The 15,182-nt window shown below is 56.3% G+C and carries 15 protein-coding genes; 14 read left to right on the top strand and 1 reads right to left on the bottom strand.

The window, feature by feature from the left end:
* Positions 1-34 precede the first annotated feature (34 nt).
* From def to spoVM, 10 genes are all read left to right on the top strand, one after another.
* Positions 35-517: a peptide deformylase gene (def, locus tag MKY74_RS26700; protein WP_076169936.1), complete on the top strand. Its 483-nt coding sequence runs from the start codon at positions 35-37 to the stop codon at positions 515-517.
* A gap of 6 nt (positions 518-523) precedes the next feature.
* A complete protein-coding gene (gene fmt, locus MKY74_RS26695; RefSeq protein ID WP_076169937.1) occupies positions 524-1,456 on the top strand; it encodes a methionyl-tRNA formyltransferase in 933 nt (310 codons plus the stop codon).
* Positions 1,457-1,512: 56 nt separating this feature from the next.
* Positions 1,513-2,838 (top strand): 16S rRNA (cytosine(967)-C(5))-methyltransferase RsmB, encoded by a 1,326-nt coding sequence (gene rsmB, locus MKY74_RS26690; RefSeq protein WP_144025416.1) that lies wholly within the window; start codon positions 1,513-1,515, stop codon positions 2,836-2,838.
* Between the two features lie 154 nt (positions 2,839-2,992).
* Positions 2,993-4,033, top strand: a complete 1,041-nt coding sequence (gene rlmN, locus MKY74_RS26685; protein WP_076170163.1) for a 23S rRNA (adenine(2503)-C(2))-methyltransferase RlmN — start codon at positions 2,993-2,995, stop codon at positions 4,031-4,033.
* A 7-nt stretch (positions 4,034-4,040) separates the two neighbouring features.
* Positions 4,041-4,817 (top strand): Stp1/IreP family PP2C-type Ser/Thr phosphatase, encoded by a 777-nt coding sequence (locus MKY74_RS26680; RefSeq protein WP_076169939.1) that lies wholly within the window; start codon positions 4,041-4,043, stop codon positions 4,815-4,817.
* Positions 4,814-6,997: a Stk1 family PASTA domain-containing Ser/Thr kinase gene (gene pknB / locus MKY74_RS26675; RefSeq protein ID WP_076169940.1), complete on the top strand. Its 2,184-nt coding sequence runs from the start codon at positions 4,814-4,816 to the stop codon at positions 6,995-6,997. The genes MKY74_RS26680 and pknB overlap by 4 nt, the downstream gene beginning before the upstream one ends.
* 120 nt (positions 6,998-7,117) lie before the next feature.
* Positions 7,118-8,032 (top strand): ribosome small subunit-dependent GTPase A, encoded by a 915-nt coding sequence (gene rsgA, locus MKY74_RS26670; protein ID WP_076169941.1) that lies wholly within the window; start codon positions 7,118-7,120, stop codon positions 8,030-8,032.
* A 4-nt stretch (positions 8,033-8,036) separates the two neighbouring features.
* A complete protein-coding gene (rpe, locus tag MKY74_RS26665) occupies positions 8,037-8,699 on the top strand; it encodes a ribulose-phosphate 3-epimerase (RefSeq protein ID WP_076169942.1) in 663 nt (220 codons plus the stop codon).
* A gap of 4 nt (positions 8,700-8,703) precedes the next feature.
* Entirely contained in the window at positions 8,704-8,964 is a 261-nt protein-coding gene (locus tag MKY74_RS26660) for a hypothetical protein (protein ID WP_076169943.1), read from the top strand.
* Positions 8,965-9,114: 150 nt separating this feature from the next.
* A complete protein-coding gene (gene spoVM, locus MKY74_RS26655) occupies positions 9,115-9,195 on the top strand; it encodes a stage V sporulation protein SpoVM (protein WP_036707696.1) in 81 nt (26 codons plus the stop codon).
* Positions 9,196-9,549: 354 nt separating this feature from the next.
* Here spoVM and rpmB read toward each other — a convergent pair whose 3' ends face one another.
* Positions 9,550-9,738 (bottom strand): 50S ribosomal protein L28, encoded by a 189-nt coding sequence (gene rpmB / locus MKY74_RS26650; protein WP_047910965.1) that lies wholly within the window; start codon positions 9,736-9,738, stop codon positions 9,550-9,552.
* Between the two features lie 284 nt (positions 9,739-10,022).
* On the opposite strand from rpmB, the gene MKY74_RS26645 reads away from it, so the two are divergent.
* The 4 genes from MKY74_RS26645 to MKY74_RS26630 all read left to right on the top strand — a co-directional run bounded on the left by MKY74_RS26645 (position 10,023) and on the right by MKY74_RS26630 (position 15,158).
* Positions 10,023-11,828, top strand: coding sequence for a DAK2 domain-containing protein (locus MKY74_RS26645; protein ID WP_076169944.1), 1,806 nt, complete (start codon positions 10,023-10,025; stop codon positions 11,826-11,828).
* 57 nt (positions 11,829-11,885) lie between these two features.
* The gene (locus tag MKY74_RS26640) at positions 11,886-12,743 is read left to right on the top strand and encodes a DegV family protein (protein ID WP_076169945.1); all 858 of its coding nucleotides are present in this window, start codon (positions 11,886-11,888) and stop codon (positions 12,741-12,743) included.
* 13 nt (positions 12,744-12,756) lie between these two features.
* Positions 12,757-14,808, top strand: coding sequence for an ATP-dependent DNA helicase RecG (recG, locus tag MKY74_RS26635; RefSeq protein WP_076169946.1), 2,052 nt, complete (start codon positions 12,757-12,759; stop codon positions 14,806-14,808).
* Between the two features lie 62 nt (positions 14,809-14,870).
* A complete protein-coding gene (locus tag MKY74_RS26630; RefSeq protein ID WP_076169947.1) occupies positions 14,871-15,158 on the top strand; it encodes a stage VI sporulation protein F in 288 nt (95 codons plus the stop codon).
* Positions 15,159-15,182: the final 24 nt, after the last annotated feature.

The following is a 15,182-nucleotide window of genomic DNA, read 5'->3' as shown; positions in this document are numbered from 1 at the left end:
ATGAATATTTGAACCCGATAAGGAAGGTGTCAGCATGGCGATCCGAATTATTGTGAAAGAACCGGATGAGGTTTTGCATAAAACCGCTAAAGAAGTGAAAGAAGTTACCCCCAATGTCAAAAAGCTGCTGAACGACATGGCGGACACGATGTACGACGCGGAGGGCGTTGGCCTGGCCGCGCCGCAGGTCGGCATTTTGAAGAGACTGATCGTCGTCGATGTCGGCGATGAGCACGGCCTGATCAAGATGGTCAACCCGGAAATCGTAGCCAAGGATGGCGAGCAGTTCGGCCCGGAGGGCTGCCTGAGCATTCCCGGATTAAACGGAGACGTGCGCCGTGCCGAGCAGGTTACGGTGAAAGGGCTGGATGAGAACGGCAAGGAAGTGACGATTACGGGCACCGGCCTGCTGGCCCGCTGCTTCCAGCACGAAATCGATCATTTGGACGGCGTGCTGTTTACCGACATTGCAGAAAGAGTGTATGAGTATACGCCGGAACGCGCCGGAAAGGAGTAATGCCTGATGAAGATCGTTTTTATGGGGACGCCCGCGTTTGCCGTTCCCAGTCTCCGTATGCTGCTTGCAGAGGGCTACAACGTCGTGGCCGTCGTCACGCAGCCGGACCGTCCGCAGGGACGAAAGAAGATGCTGATGCCGACGCCCGTCAAGGAAGTGGCGCTTGAGCACGGTCTGCCGGTGCTGCAGCCGCAGCGCATGCGCAACCCCGAAGCGGTAAGTGAGCTGGCGGCCTATAAGCCCGACCTGATCGTTACGGCCGCCTACGGGCAAATTTTGCCGAAAGCGGTGCTGGATCTGCCGGCCAAGGGCTGCGTTAACGTCCACGGCTCGCTTTTGCCGAAATACAGAGGCGGTGCACCGATTCAGCGCTGCATCATCAATGGCGAGACGGTGACGGGCATTACGCTCATGTACATGGCCGAAGGGCTGGACACGGGCGACATGATCGCCCAAGTGGAGGTGCCCATCACCGACGAGGATACCTCGGGAACGCTGTTCGAGAAGCTGAGCACCGCCGGGGCGGCGCTGCTCAAGGAGCAGATGCCGCGGCTGCTGGAAGGCGGCGTCCCGGTGACGGTACAGGATGACTCGCAGGCTACATACGCCCCGAACCTGAAGCGTGAAGACGAGAAAATCGACTGGAGCAAGTCCACGCGTGATATTTACAATCAAATTCGCGGCCTGGTGCCTTTTTCCGGGGCGTTTACGTTCTGGAACGACGACGTGTTCAAGGTCTGGGGCTCCCGCAAAGGAGAGAAGGCATCCAAGGAAGCGGCTCCGGGAACGGTGCTTCAGCTTACGCCGGAGGGCATTGAAGTGAAAACCGGCGACGGGGCCCTGTGGCTGACTGATATTCAGCCGAGCGGCAAGAAGGCGATGGATGCCGGGCAGTTTATCCGGGGAACCAGCATGACGCCCGGGACGGTGCTGAAGTGAGCGGACGCGGAACCCAAGAACGGAAGGGCCGCCAGCCCTCGGCGCGCGAACTGGCGATGGATATCCTGACGCGCGTGGAGCAGGAAGGCGCCTACAGCAACCTGCAGCTGAACGCTGCGCTGCAGCGCGCGAACCTGTCCCGCGAGGATGCCGGCCTTGCGACCGAGCTCGTGTACGGTCCGATCTCCCGGATGAACACGCTGGATTATTTCCTGAACCGCTTTGTCAGCAAAGGCGTGAGCAAGCTGCAGCCCTGGGTGAGAAGCCTGCTGCGGCTCAGTCTGTACCAGATCATGTACCTGGACCGCATTCCTTCCCATGCCGTAGTCAATGAGGCTGTGAACTTGGCCAAGCGCCGCGGCCACCAGGGTATTTCCGGCATGGTGAACGGTGTGCTCCGGAACGTGCTGCGCAGTCCCGACAAGCTGGTTCTGCCGGAAAGTCTCGGACCGGCCGAACGGATCGCGCTGGAGCATTCCCATCCTGAATGGCTGGTTCAGCGCTGGATCGGGCAGTACGGGGAAGAAGCGGCCGAGGCGATCTGCCGGGCGAACAATGAGCCTCCGGCCGTCAGCGTCCGGGTCAACACGACAATGATCAGCCGCGACGGCCTGCTTGGCGAGATGGAGGAGAAAGGCATGGACGCGGTGCCGTCTCCGCTTACGCCGGAAGGCATTCTCGTCCGCAGCGGGGGCAACATGGCTCTGACCGGCTGGTACCGGGACGGCCAGCTGTCCGTGCAGGACGAGAGCTCGATGCTGGTCGGGGATGCGGTAGGTCCCGAGCCCGGCATGAGGGTGCTCGACTGCTGTGCCGCTCCCGGAGGCAAGACGGCGCATATGGCCGAGCTCATGCGGGACGAGGGGAAAATCATCGCCAACGATCTGCACGAGCATAAGCAGAAGCTGATCCGCGAGCAGGCCGAGCGGCTCGGGCTGGATGCCATCGAGCCGGTAACCGGCGATGCGCTGGAACTGGCCGGACGGTATCCGGCAGCGTCCTTCGACCGCATTCTGCTGGATGCCCCATGCTCCGGCCTTGGCGTTATCCGGCGCAAGCCGGACCTGAAATGGGCCAAGACCCCGGGGGACATCGAGGAGATCGCGGCCCTGCAGTACCGGCTGCTGGAATCGGTGTCGGCTCTGCTCCGGCCCGGCGGCATTCTCGTGTACAGCACGTGTACGATCGAGCCGCGGGAGAACGAGGAGAACGTCGAGCGGTTCCTGCGGAACCACCCGGAGTTCGCCATAGCGCCGGAAGCGCCCCCTGCCTGGGAACGGCTGCTGGGCACGGCGCTGCCGCGGGGCGGCGGCGTGCAGATTTTGCCCCAGCATTTTCATAGCGACGGATTTTACATTGCACGGATTCAGAGACTCTCCTAAACTAGCGGACCGCCCGCACGGGCAGCCGCTGCTTCCTGTAACCCGCCGGGCGCGAGCTTGGCGGGTTTTCTCTTTTACCGCTACTTTTATTTGTGTTAAAATAGGAAGAATGAGAAACAATAAGCATATGAATGAAAAGACAGGTGTGGTGAAGATGAAACCTTTTATATATGATTTGAATTTGGAAGACCTGCAAGATTGGGCGAAGGAAAACGGCGAGCCCGCGTTCCGCGCCGGCCAGATTTTTGACTGGCTCTACGTCAAACGGGTCAACAGCTTTGACGAAATGACGAACCTCTCCAAGGAGCTCCGCAAAAAGCTGGACGACCAGTTCCAGTTTGTGACGCTGCAGGAAATTACGAAGCTGGAATCTAAGGACGGAACCGTCAAGTTTCTGTTCGGCCTGCATGACGACCATGCGATTGAAACGGTCATCATGAAGCATAGCTACGGCAACAGCATCTGTGTCACGACCCAGGTCGGCTGCCGTATCGGCTGCACCTTTTGCGCCTCGACGCTGGGCGGTCTGAAGCGGAACCTGACGGCCGGGGAGATCGTTGCCCAGGTGGTGCAGGCCCAGAAGATTCTGGACGAGAAAGGGGAGCGCGTCAGCAGCATCGTCATCATGGGCTCGGGCGAGCCTTTTGAAAACTATGAAGCGACGATGAAGTTCCTGCGTATTATGATTCATGAAAAAGGACTGAACATCGGGCAGCGGCATATTACCGTCTCCACGAGCGGCATCGTGCCGAACATTTATAAATTCGCGAACGAGGACACCCAGATCAATCTGGCGATTTCCATTCATGCGCCAAACGATGTGCTCCGCTCGAAGCTGATGCCCGTGAACCGCCGTTATCCGTTCGAGGATGTTATGGAATCCCTTCGCTATTACCTGGCCAAAACAGGCCGGCGGATTACGTTTGAGTACGCGCTGATCGGCGGTGTTAACGACCGTCCGGAGCATGCCCAGGAGCTGGCGAACGTGCTCAAGGATATGCTGTGCCACGTCAACCTGATTCCGGTCAATCACGTACCGGAGCGGAAGTATGTCAGAACGTCCCGTAACGATATATTCCAGTTTCAACGGGTTCTCGCCGATAGCGGCGTGAACGTGACGATCCGCCGCGAGCAGGGCCACGATATCGCGGCTGCCTGCGGACAGCTGCGGGCCAAGCACATGGAGTTGAGGTGAGAGGAATTTGATCAAAACTGTTCATGTCAGTAACGTTGGCCGGGTTCGCTCGGTCAATGAAGACTCGGTATGGGTCGGCCAGCTGCCGCAGGGCTATACCCTCGGGATCGTCGCTGACGGCATGGGAGGGCATCAGGCAGGCGATACGGCCAGCCGGCTGGCCGTCGAAACCATGACGGGCGACCTGTCCTCGCTAGAATCCGGCATTTCGCCGGAAGGCCTGAAGGCCGCGCTTAGTGACGCTATCCTGCACGCCAATGATGTGATTTATACCGAGGCCTCCAAACACGAGGAATTTTACAATATGGGAACGACGGTCGTGGCCCTGCTCCTGAGCGGGGAATCCGGCTACATTGGACATATCGGCGACAGCCGGGCCTACAAGGTTGCCGGCGGCGAGGTCGTCCAATTAACGGAAGACCATAAACTGGTGTATGAATTGTACAAACGCGGACAAATCAGCCTGGAGAACATGAAAGTCCATCCGATGCGCAATGCGATTACGCGCGCACTTGGAACGGACGCCGACGTGTCCGTGGACCTGTATCCCATCAGCCTCTCCCCCGGAGAGGTGCTGCTCTTGTGCAGCGACGGCTTAAGCGATCTGGTCAGCTCCGAGCACATCGGGCAAATATCCGGAAACCGCGAGCTGCCGCTGGAAGAAAGAGCGGACCGTTTACTTCAACTGGCACTTCTCGCCGGAGGCGATGACAACATTACCGTCGCCCTGTTCGAACTTCAAGACGAAGTCGCCGGGCAAAGCATAAAGGAGTGGGATTCATGATCGGACACGAATTGGGCGGTCGTTATGAGGTGATCGAGCGGATCGGTGGCGGCGGAATGGCACTCGTTTACAAAGCTCATGATATTTTATTGGGCAGGAACGTAGCCATTAAGGTGCTGCGCCAACAGTTTGTGCACGATGAGGAATTTATTCGCCGTTTCCGCCGGGAGGCACAGTCAGCGGCTTCGCTATCGCATTCGAACGTGGTCAGCATTTATGATGTGGGCCAGGAAGACGACATTCATTATATCGTTATGGAATACGTCGAAGGACATAATCTCGACGAGATCATCAAGGAGCGGGCTCCCCTGCAGGTGGACGAAGCGGTGCGAATCGCCTCGCAGATTTGCGACGCGCTGGATCATGCGCATCAGAATCAAATCATCCACCGGGATATCAAGCCGCATAACATTATGATCGGCCGCAACGGCCGGGTAAAGGTAACGGATTTCGGAATCGCGCGTGCCGTTACGTCGACGACAATTACGCAGACGGGTTCGGTGGTCGGATCGGTACATTATTTTTCTCCGGAGCATGCCAAAGGCGTGGTGACAGGGGAAAAGTCGGATTTATATTCTCTTGGTATCGTACTGTACCAGATGCTGACCGCACGTCTGCCGTTTTTGGGGGAGAGCCCGATCAGCGTGGCGCTTAAGCATCTTCAAGAGGAGTTTGAGGAGCCGCGTGAGGTGAATCCTCTCATTCCGCAGAGTGTCGAGAACATTATTCTGAAATCGATGCGCAAAAATCCGCAGGAGCGTTACCAGTCTGCCAAGGAAATGCTTCAAGACCTGGAGACCTGCCTGCTGCCGGAGCGCCGGAATGAGCCGAAGATCGAGTTTGACGATATGGACGATGAGGATCGGACCCGCGTCATTCCGGCCATCAAGCCACAGCCGCGCTCCATTTCGAGAGCGAAAGCGCAGGCCGTGGAGGACGATGACGAGGCGGACGAGCCGGCGGTCGGCAAAGGCAAGCCAAAGAAGAAAAAGTCGGGCAGGGCGGCGCTGTGGATCAGCTTGACCCTGGTCGTTCTATTGGCTTTGGGCGGTGTGGTGTGGTACGTCAACCAGAAGCTGGTCGTGCCGAATGTCACCGTGCCGAGCGTCATTAACATGACCGAAGATCAGGCGCGCAAAGCGCTCAGCGACAAGGGGCTGCTGGTGGAAGATCCGGTCATCCGGAAGTACAACAAGGACTTTGGCGATGGCATCGTCTATAAACAGAGCAGGCCGGAGGGCACGGTCGTCAAAGAAGGCGCGGCGATTCAGCTGACGGTGAGCACGGAGAAGCCGAAGGTGTCAATGCCTGACGTGAAGAACCTGACGTTTGACGATGCGAGAAAGGCGCTGCTTGCCAAGGGTATCAAAGACGATAACATCAAGCAGGATGAGGATTTTAGCGACAGTGTTGAAAAGGGACTGATCATCAGCTCCGATCCGGGAGCCAATGCTGAAATCGATACAGATAATACGCAAATTACTTTAGTGGTCAGCAAAGGCCAGGAAACGATAAAAATGCCGGATCTAATCGGCAAAACGCAGCAGGAAGCGACGGACCTGATCGAGAAAAACGGCCTGAAGCTGCTGCGGGTCGTCGAGGAAGACAGCTATACGGTGGAAAAAGGGAAAGTCATCAAGCAGTTCCCGTTTGATCCGAATACCCAGGCCACACCGAATGCCGAAATCACACTCACGATAAGCAAAGGCTACCCGGCGGATGCCTTGAACTATACGCTGAACCTGCCTGTGGCTCCGGTCGAGGAAGGCAAAAATACGAAAATCCAGATCAAATACTCGGACGCCCATACCGAAGGCAAAACGGTCGATTGGGGAACGAAGACCGTCCAAACGACGCAGGTGCTGCCGATCGATCTGGTGGTCGATCCGAACAGGGACGCCGTCGTCACGGTGCTTCGCGACGGACAGGTGTTCGATACGTACTCGGTGCGGTATACCGATGTACAGAACGGCACCGTGCCGCAGATCGAGCTCCCGGCCATGGGAGGCGAGGATCCCGGCGATCCGGGCCATGAGGGTGATCCCGGTGATCAGGGAGATTCCGGCAACGGGGATGGTCAAGGAGCAGACGAGACCGGATTTCTGAACGACCACCCGGGGAAGGGCAAAGGCAAGGACAAGGGCAAGGGGCCCGACACCGAAAACGTCATTTACAGATAACCAACGTGTCATTCGGACATATTGAATAGATGTCAAAGTTAGTTAACTTTTAACAATCATATTATCTCCGGCTCCTGCCTCACCGGCAGAAGCCGGAAAGAAAGAGAGGCCTTGCAATGTATGCCTGATGGAGTAATCGTGAAAGCTCTGAGCGGATACTACTATGTCAAACCGCTGGAGAACGGAAAAGCCGTAGGAAGCGCCGAAGCCGTACAGTGCCGCGCGCGGGGGATCTTCAAGAAGAGAGGCACCTCTCCGCTTGTCGGGGATCATGTGGTGTACTCCCTTACCGAGAACGGTGAGGGGATGGTGGATGAGATCAAGCCCCGCCGATCCGAACTGATCCGCCCGCCTGTTGCCAATGCGGAGCTTGCGGTCTTGCTGTTTTCCGTTCGTGAACCGGATCTCAACCTGTCCCTGCTTGACAAATTTCTGGTCCATATTGAGCATTCCGGCCTGGAGACGATCATTTGTCTCACCAAACAGGATCTGCTTGCCGCGGATACGGATGCCCAGGACCCGGTAATGGCCGTCAAGGAGCTTTATGAGCGGATCGGCTATGAGGTTCTGGTTACGAGTTCACGTTCCGGCCTGGGAAGCAGCGAGCTGAAGGAACGCCTTACGGGCGTCATCAGCGTGTTTTCGGGCCAATCGGGCGTCGGCAAGTCCTCGCTTCTGAACCGGCTCGTTCCCGGACTTTCCCTCGAGACGAGCGCCATCAGCATGAGACTGGGGCGCGGGAAGCATACGACCCGCCACGTGGAGCTGATCGAGCTCGATAACGGCGGGTTTGTCGCCGATACACCGGGGTTCAGCCAGCTCGATTTCCTGGAGCTCGGCGTCGAGGAATTGTCCACCTGCTTCCGGGAATTTGCGCCTTATGCGGAGCTATGCAAATTCCGCGGCTGCAGTCATACGCACGAACCGGGCTGCAAAGTCATTGAGGCGAAGGAGAGCGGGGATATCGCATCAAGCCGCTACGAGCATTATGTGCAGTTTTATACGGAAATGAAAGAAAAGAAGCGGAGGTATTAACACGATGATTAAAATCGCACCATCGATATTGTCGGCGGACTTCGCCAAACTGGGTCAGGAGGTTGCCGAAGCGGAGAAGTCCGGAGCCGACTGGATTCATGTGGATGTCATGGACGGGCACTTTGTGCCGAATATTACGCTGGGGGCGCCGATCGTCAGCGCTATTGCCCCCCACACAACCCTGCCGCTGGATGTGCATCTGATGATCGAAAATCCGGAGCGGTACATCCCGGATTTCGCCAAGGCGGGAGCGGCTTTCATTACAGTGCATGCGGAAGCCTGCACGCATTTGCACCGCGTTGTGCATATGATTAAAGAGCTGGGCGTAAAGGCGGGGGTTGCCCTGAATCCGGGCACACCGGCGTCTGCGATCAGCGAAGTGCTGGAGGATCTGGACCTGGTGCTGGTCATGACCGTTAACCCGGGCTTCGGCGGACAGGCGTTCATTCCGCGCACCGTTCACAAAATCCGCCAAATCCGCCAGCGGCTCAACGAACTGTCGCTGTTTAACGTCCATATCGAAGTGGACGGCGGCATTACGTCCGAGACGGCGCCGCTGGTCACCGAGGCGGGTGCCGACGTGCTGGTGGCGGGAAGCGCCGTGTACGCACAGTCCGACAGAGCCGCTGCCATTTCGGCCATTCGCCGCAGCGTCGGGGGAAAATAATTTCATGAAATTCAAAGACGCGCTGTATCTGACTTTGGCCAGTATCGGAACAGGCCTGTTACTCGGTATATTTTCCATTCTGAAATCGCCGTTTAATGCCATCGCCTCGCTGATCGCGGTGGTGCTGGCCATTTATTATTTCCGGAAAAACGAACGCAAGGGATTAAGGATCGGCTACGTCATCTTTTCGATCCTGTACTACCTGCTGTTTATCTTTATGCTGTCGGTCTACCAATTTTATCAATTGTCTCCGGCCTCAGCTTGAGGCTTAAGGCATAGGGCGTGCTCTTTGAGCATACATATGGTTACATGAGTCAAGGTTCTCATGTAACCTTTTTTTTGTTCCGTCTTAACATTGATCTGGTTCAGGGCATACCATACCGTGATGACATGAGAATGATGGGGAGGGTGAGATATGAAATTTTATACGTTTAAGCTGCCAAAGTTTTTGGGAGGATTCGTGAAGGCTCTTTTAAACACGTTTCACAAAAGCTGATCTTGATACCCTTTGGTATGCCGCTTGCACAACCGTAAACGGCTTCGCCTTATTGAAGATCATAGAACATACAAGGTTCAGCGGAGCTGAACGATTCTATGATCGCAAGAAAAACTTCTGCTTCACGCGGTCTGTCTTCCCATGAGAGCGCATCAATAGACGTTTTTCTTACAGGCGGAGCTCACGTTTCGCGGATGAAATATAAGGCCGGTATAAGAACACAGGCGGATTGACCCTTATATTTCAAAAAAAACCTCTGACAGATGCCAGCGGCATGGCTGCCAACTGATACCGGCCAAAGGCATTAAAAAAGCACCTGCTGGAAACTAGGTGCTTTTTGCTTATATGTCATTACTAAACGCGGGTAACTTTACCTGCTTTCAACGCGCGAGTGCTTACATAAACGCGCTTCGGTTTGCCGTCAACGAGGATACGAACCTTTTGAACGTTTACACCCCAAGAACGACGGTTACGGTTGTTAGCGTGGGATACGTGGTTACCGCTGCCTGGTTTTTTGCCAGTCACATAACATTTGCGAGACATAGATTACACCTCCTTAGCTCCAAACACCTGCATAAAACAATACTTGTATATTTTATCATAGCAAAAAATGCTTCGTCAACCGCCTGCAAAAACATTTATTTCTGGGGTGTCTTATAGTACAATGTTGATTAGCCCATACTATTTTGAGATGGGATCAATTAACATTTATTTTTTTGAATAGGATTATCCGAAAATTGGACGAATGGCGAAACGAAAACGTGCATTGATTCGTATTTATAAGGACGCCAATGGCTTAGGGATCAAGCTAGGAAGGGGATTTATCATTGAGTAAGCGTTCTTTGAATGGAACTGATTTTACCGCTATGGTTCTGGCTGGGGCGGAACAATTGCAGCAGCATGCCGAGCATGTCAATTCATTGAATGTGTTTCCGGTACCTGATGGTGATACGGGCACGAACATGAATCTGACGATGGGTGCCGGTGTCGCTGAACTGAAGAGAAACAATTCGAATTCGATCGGGCACAGCGCAGGCGTGCTGTCCAAGGGACTGCTCATGGGCGCGCGGGGGAACTCCGGCGTGATTACCTCCCAATTGTTCCGGGGTTTTGGACGCTATGCCGCAACCTATGATGAACTGAATGCGGTTCAGTTCGCGCAGGCGCTGCAGACCGGAGTTGACGCAGCTTACAAGGCGGTGGTCAAGCCGGTGGAGGGCACGATCCTGACGGTTGCGAAAGAAGCCGCGAAGCATGCGGTATTTTTAGCACGGCGCACACCGGATATTACGGAGCTCATGGAACAGGTGCTCGCCAAAGCAAAAGAAACGTTAGCCCAGACTCCGGAGATGCTCCCTGTCCTGAAGCAGGTGGGGGTTGTCGATTCGGGGGGACAAGGTCTGGTTTATATTTACGAGGGATTTTTGCAATATTTGCACAGCGTCAGCGAAGGCGGTTATGACTACCAGTCCTTTGCGGCACCGAGTGCGGTACAGCCGGCCCAGGATCAACCGGTGACAGCAAGAACCCAGGTAAAGCCAGCGCCCGTGGCGACAGAAGTGCCGGATATTGCGCAGTCCCGCCTGGAAACGGAAGACATCGAATTTTTATATGATATGGAATTTTTCATTAACCGGAAGTTAGGGGATGCGGCAGGTACGCATTTCGACGAGGATCAATTCAGGAAAGCGTTGTCAATGAACGGGGATTCGATTATCGTCATTGCCGATGACGAGATCATCAAGGTTCACGTGCATTCCAAAGCACCGGGCGAGGTGCTGAATTTGGCGCTGCGTTACGGCGAAATTACCCAGATTCATATTCTGAATATGCGCGAGCAGCACCGGGATCTGCTGTCGGCCGGGATGGACATCGCACCGATGCCGGAGATTTTTGCTGATATTCCGGTCGAATCGATGGATCATACGCCGGAAGAGGCGCCCGCCGAGCCGCCGGCCGATGAACTGGCACCTTACGGGTTTATCGCTGTGGCCTCCGGACAGGGGATTGCGGACATTTTCAAGAGCCTGGGTGTCGATGTCGTCCTCTCGGGCGGCCAGACAATGAACCCGAGCACGGAGGACTTTGTGAACGCGATCGCGTCCATTTCCGCGCACCATATTTACATTTTGCCGAACAATTCCAATATCGTGCTGGCCGCCCAGCAGGCGGGAGAACTGCTTGAGGGCGAACGCAGCGTGAAGGTCATTCCGAGCAAGACGGTGCCTCAGGGCATTGCCGCGGCATTCGCCTTTTCGGAGGAAGATTCCGAGGAGACGAATACGAGCAGCATGCTGGAAGCGATCGGCCGGATCAAGTCGGGTCAAGTGACCAACGCCGTTCGCGACTCGCAAATCGATCAACTGGATATTAAAGCCGGCCAGTTTATCGGCATCGAAAATTCGAAGATCGTGACGGCTGCCGAGGGTCTTCTGCCTGCATGCCAGGAGCTTCTGACCAAGATGCTGGAGAACGGGGACGAAATTGTGACCATTCTCGCCGGGGAAGAAGCGAACCCGGAAATGACGGGCGAGTTGGCTGCGTGGCTGGCAGAGCAGTACCCGGATGCGGAAATTGAAGTGCATCAGGGCGGACAGCCGCTGTACTATTACATTTTTTCAGTTGAATCTTGAGAGCAGCCTTGGGACCGAAAATCGAAGTTTGAATGAAAATGAAGGAGGCCCCATTCGATGACCCAACCGGTAATTGTAACGGACAGTACGGCCGACATACCCGAGGATATCGCGAAGCAGCATGACATTCACGTCGTTCCGCTCCGGCTGATGTTCGGCGAGGATACCTTTGAAGACGGCGTGGATATTTCTGCCGAGGTGTTCTACAAACGGCTTGTCCAGTCCGATCAGCTTCCGACTACGTCGCAGGCTTCTCCAGCAGATTATATGCAGGTTTATCAAGAAATTATGAATGAATATCCGGGCTCGCCGATTATTTCCTTTCATATTTCTTCCGGGCTGAGCGGCACGTATCAATCGGCCACGATTGCCAAGTCCATGCTGGAGGGCGACCCGGATATTACGATCGTCGATTCCAAATCGGCGTCCTACGGATTCGGCCTGCTGGTCGTGCATGCAGCCAGACTGGCTGCCGAAGGCAAAACTGTAGAGGAGATCGTGCGTTCCGTTGAAGAGGTACGCAGGCAGCGCAAGCTGTATTTTCTCGTGGACACGCTGGAATATTTGCAAAAGGGAGGACGAATCGGCAAGGCGGCAGCGATGATCGGCAACCTGCTGAACATCAAGCCGATTCTGTCCATTGACGAAGAAGGCATTATTTATGCGGTGGAGAAGGTCAGAGGCCGCAAGAAGGCGCTGGCCCGGATCCTGGAGCGTTTTCGGGAGGATTTGGGCGGCGTTCAAAACATCAATGTGGCAGTGGGCCATACGGCCGACCCGGCTTCAGCCGAGCCCGTGCTTGAGGATCTGTCGCGGGACTTCCGGCTGCAGGAGGTCGTTCTGACGAACATCGGACCGGTCGTCGGAACCCATGTCGGGCCGGGGACGCTGGCCGTGTTTATATGGCCCGCTTAAATGAGGGATAACCATGAGTCTGAGTCTTGAACAAATATCGGTACGGCAGGTCCGCGGCGTGAGCGCCCTCAAGGAAGGGGAGCTTCACGCCTTTGGCATCTTTACGGTGAAGGATTTGCTGGAATATTATCCGTTCCGGTACGAGGATTACCGGCTCCGTTCGCTGCAGGACGTGAAGGACGGGGACAAAATTACGATCCAGGCGAAGGTGATGGGCGTTCCCGTACTGCAGCGGTACGGGCGAAAGTCCCGCCTCAGCTGCAAAATGATGGCTGAGGAGTGGATGTTCACCGCCATCTGGTTCAATCGGCATTTTCTGAAGGATCAGCTGACCTCCGGGCGCGAAATCGTGCTCGTCGGCAAATGGGACCAGCGCCGTATGCAGCTGACCGTGTCGGAGTCGGAGTTTCCGGACCAGGGGGCATGGCGCAGCGGTACGGTGCAGCCGGTCTATTCGGTCGGGGGCAAAATTACGCAGACCTGGATGCGCAAAACGATGACCCAGGCGCTCGAGCAGTACGGGGAAATGATCCCGGAAATTTTGCCGGAGGAACTGCTGCGGAGGTACCATCTGATGCCGCGGAAAAAGGCGATCGCTACGATCCACCAGCCCCAGGATACCGGGGAAGGGCAGCAGGGGCGCGAGCGGATGGTCTATGAGGAGCTGTTTCTGTTTCAGTTGAAAATGCAGGCGTTCCGCGCCCTGAACCGGGAGCGGATGGACGGCGTCGTCCATACGGTGGACAACAAAACGATGCGCGAGTTCGTGCGCAGCCTGCCGTTCGAGCTCACCGATGCGCAGAAGAAGGTCGAGCTCGAAATTTTGCAGGACATGCGCTCGCCGCACTGCATGAACCGGCTGCTGCAGGGAGACGTCGGCTCCGGCAAAACGGTGCTGGCCGCGATCGCCTTGTACGCGTCGGTGCGTTCGGGCTATCAGGGCGCGCTGATGGTGCCGACCGAAATTTTGGCCGAGCAGCATACGCGCTCGCTGCAGAAGCTGTTTGAGCCGTTCGGCATCACCGTCGGCCTGCTGACCGGCAGCGTTACGGGGCGCAAGCGCAAGGATCTGCTCGCCTCGCTGCAGATGGGCTTGACCGACATCGTCGTCGGAACGCACGCCCTGATCCAGGAGGACGTGTTTTTCCGCAAGCTGGGCGTGGTGGTTACCGACGAGCAGCACCGGTTCGGTGTCAACCAGCGCGGCATTCTGCGGCGCAAGGGGTATAATCCGGACGTGCTGACGATGACCGCGACGCCGATCCCGCGGACGCTGGCGATTACAGCGTTCGGCGATATGGACGTGTCCACGCTGTCGGAGCGCCCAAAAGGACGGATCCCGATCACGACGTACTGGGTCAAGCACAATATGCTCGACCGGGTGCTGGGCTTCATCGCCCGCGAGGTGGACCAGGGGCGCCAGGCGTACCTGATCTGTCCGCTGATCGAGGAGTCGGACAAGCTGGACGTGCAGAACGCGATCGATCTGCATGTGCAGATGCAGCAGGCGTTCCCTTCCTACAAGGTGGGCCTGCTGCACGGCCGTATGACGCCGGCGGAGAAGGAGGAAGTGATGCGGGCCTTCTACGAAAACGAGGTGCAGCTGCTCGTCTCGACCACGGTCGTCGAGGTCGGGGTGGACGTGCCGAACGCGACGCTGATGGTCATTATGGACGCGGACCGTTTCGGCCTGTCGCAGCTGCATCAGCTTCGGGGCCGTGTCGGACGTGGTGAGCACGCTTCCTACTGCGTGCTGATCGCCGATCCGAAGTCGGAGGTCGGTCAGGAGCGCATGAACGTCATGACCGAGACGGACGACGGCTTTGAAGTATCCCGGCGCGACCTGGATCTTCGCGGACCGGGAGATTTCTTCGGCACGAAGCAGAGCGGTCTGCCCGAGTTCCGCCTGGCGGACATGGTCAGCGACTTTGCCGTGCTGGAGCAGGCGAGGGATGACGCCGCCCGGCTGGTGGTGGATCCGGCGTTTTGGACCTCCCCGGCGTACGGGCCTCTGCGGGACTATTTGCAGCAGGAGCAGATTTTTCAAGGAGATTTGGTCGATTAGGTCAGTGGACAACCCCTCCCGTCATATACTTAGTTGGACTGCATTAGACGGGAGGTGCCAATATGGGTTATCAGCAGTACGGAATCAGCCCCCAATTGGTCGCACGGATCAAGCTGAAGATGAAAAATCCGGCCACCAAGGAGCGCATTAAAAAATTGATCGAAGGCGTAAACAAACAGGACCTGCAGGATCCGGCCAGGGTACAGCGGCTGGTCAAGTCGGCATCGTCCATCCTGAACGAGAAGCTGACCGGCGCCGAGGAAGGACAAATCGTCCGGTTTGTGATCGCCCAAAAGATCGATCCCAATAATACGTTCCACCTGATCAAGTTGTGGGGAATGTTTCGCTAAAAAAGCATACAAGCGCTTAGAATG

Origin of the sequence: Paenibacillus sp. FSL R5-0378, assembly GCF_038009285.1 — a bacterium.
Lineage (GTDB): Bacteria > Bacillota > Bacilli > Paenibacillales > Paenibacillaceae > Paenibacillus_AQ > Paenibacillus_AQ favisporus.
Note: the sequence above shows the minus strand (reverse complement) of the source record. Positions and strands in the feature narration are given on the sequence as shown.